Raw genomic sequence first — 2,418 nt, forward strand, 5'->3', positions numbered from 1 at the left:
TGTTAACATTTTCATCTTTCAATGTCAACTAAGTTTTTTATTTCGTTTGTCACTTTCGACGTTATTGTCATCGGCGACTTGTTCTATATTACACTTCATTTATATAATCGTCAATACATTATTTTAAAAAACTTTATATTTTATAGAATTCATTTACGTAATCAAATTATCTATTTACGTATTTCTTCTATAGTTATATACAAGCACCCCACAGAACTATCTATAGGGTGCTATTCCATCATAAAAGCTATTGTTCTTTTGACGGCACTGAACAACTTCCATCAGTACAAGAAAGGTCGCTTCCACCATCTACTGAAAGTTCCTGTAACTTCGGTGCAGGATTCTCTTCTTCCCAAACTTGCTGGAGTGCACCAACAAAAGTTTCAAGTGGTTGTGCACCTGAAATAGCATACTTTTGATTAATAATAAAATAAGGTACTCCCGAAATTTGATATTGCTGTGCAATTGCTTCATCAACCCTAACATCGTTTGCATACACATTTTTATCATTAATAACATTTAAAGCTTCTTGCTTATCTAAACCTGAAGCTTCAGCGATAGTAGCAAGTGTATCCACATCACTTAAATTTTTCGATTCAGTGAAATATGCAAAAAGTAGATTTTCCGTAATCTCCTTTTCTTTTCCATGATTCTTTGCAAACTTCGCAAGACGATGCGCATCAAACGTATTCGTCGGCTTCATCTCATCAAAATTAAAACTTAAACCCATACTAGCTGCATGATTTCCTAGCTGTACGTTATTACGCTTAGCTTCTTCAATACTAATCCCATACTTTGATGCAAGCACTTCATTAATACTTGTTCCAGAGTAAACGGGAGTATTCGGATCCAACTCAAAACTTTTAAACTCAACTTCAACATCCTTCTTATGTGGAAATTGCTCTAAAGCCATCTCCAATCTACGTTTCCCAATATAGCAAAATGGGCATACAAAATCCGACCAAACCTCAATTTTCATGTAAACACCTCATTAACATTTAGTTTTCAATCATTGTAGCACTGAGATTAAGGAATTCAAAAGTTTTTGCTCTATCTCCTTCATATAGTACATACAAAAATACACTTATAGCAGACTACCTAATTAACAAAAAACGATAATCAAAAGGATTAACTATTATCCCTCCGATTATCGTCTATATAAATGCAACAACTTTAATTATGCCGGAATATACTTCCCTACGAACTTCCATACGGTATTCCAATATTTATTCGAATCTACTTTCTCCGCTTCTCCATGCCCAGCACCTGGAACAATTAATTTCTCTTTTTCTACTTTTGCAGCATTATATACTTCATCTAACATTTCAAAAGGAACGAATGTATCAGCATCCCCATGAATGAATAGCATAGGTGTTTTACTTTTCGCAACTTGTTTTACAGCTGAGGCCTCTTCTAAATCGTACCCAGCTCTTAATTTAGTAACCGTATTTGCCGCATTCATAACAGGGAACTTCGGCAAGTGGAATAGATCTTTTAGTTGATAAGTAAATTCATCAATAACAGTTGAGTATCCACAATCTTCAATAATAACTTTAACATTAGAAGGTAAATCTTCTCCTGAAGTCATCATTACAGTTGCCCCGCCCATTGAAACACCAAATAGAGCTATTTCAGCATTAGGATCTTTCTTTAAGATTTGTTGAATCCAAATCAAAACATCTTTACGATCATGCCAGCCCATACCAACATAATCCCCTTCACTATTTCCGTGTCCACGAAGGTCTGGTGCTATGACATTATAGCCTTGTTCATAAAAGTTACGAATATATTTCGTCATTTCTGATGCTCTACCATTGTATCCATGAACCACAATTGCCCATTTATGACTAGATTGTTCATTCATATATTCATAGCCTTTTAAATTCAATTTATCGAAAGAACGTATAGTTAATGTGTTAGGTTTATACTTCGATACGAAGTTCGCATTCTTTTCTTCATTTGTAGCCAATACATCTCCCGATGCATTTACCGTTTCTACTAAATGAGGATTATCTTGTAAAAACTCTTTTTCTTGTTTCGCATTCAACGCGTAGTTATAAAAATAATTCCCAACTAACATATACACGATTACTAGAAGGACTAAGACTACTATAGTAATTATACCTATCCTTTTCATATTATCTCCTTTTCTAACTTAAATCTTCTTATATTAAAGTACATCAAAAAAACAACTGTACTATTTTAACACACTGGTGAATTTTATCTTTAAGAAATAAAATAGAAAATCTTAAATTACATATCAAAAATCACGAAAGAAATCGAATAAAACTTATATAGATATGTAATTAGCTTTGAAAAAAAGTTACAAAACACAAAAAAGACGAGTCATTCTGACTCGTCTTAAGCTTGCTTGGCGACGTCCTACTCTCACAGGGACAAGGTCCCAACTACCATCGG

2 protein-coding genes are annotated in these 2,418 nt (G+C 33.7%); both read right to left on the minus strand.

Features of this window, described 5'->3' with window-relative positions:
• Nucleotides 1-247: 247 nt before the first annotated feature.
• Nucleotides 248-979 carry a DsbA family oxidoreductase gene (locus C4S65_RS33855; RefSeq protein WP_000687925.1) on the minus strand — a complete coding sequence of 244 codons (732 nt, stop codon included), beginning with the start codon at nucleotides 977-979 and terminating at the stop codon, nucleotides 248-250.
• Nucleotides 980-1,177: 198 nt separating this feature from the next.
• A complete protein-coding gene (locus C4S65_RS33860; protein ID WP_000821103.1) occupies nucleotides 1,178-2,137 on the minus strand; it encodes an alpha/beta hydrolase in 960 nt (319 codons plus the stop codon).
• Nucleotides 2,138-2,418 lie beyond the last annotated feature (281 nt).

This window comes from Bacillus sp. ok061, from assembly GCF_900108285.1.
GTDB classification, from domain to species: Bacteria; Bacillota; Bacilli; order Bacillales; family Bacillaceae_G; genus Bacillus_A; species Bacillus_A thuringiensis_S.

Coding starts and splice junctions, on each gene's coding strand:
- C4S65_RS33855 (WP_000687925.1), bottom strand. CDS start 979: ATGAAAATTGAGGTTTGGTCGGATTTTGTATGCCCATTTTGCTATATT.
- C4S65_RS33860 (WP_000821103.1), bottom strand. CDS start 2,137: ATGAAAAGGATAGGTATAATTACTATAGTAGTCTTAGTCCTTCTAGTA.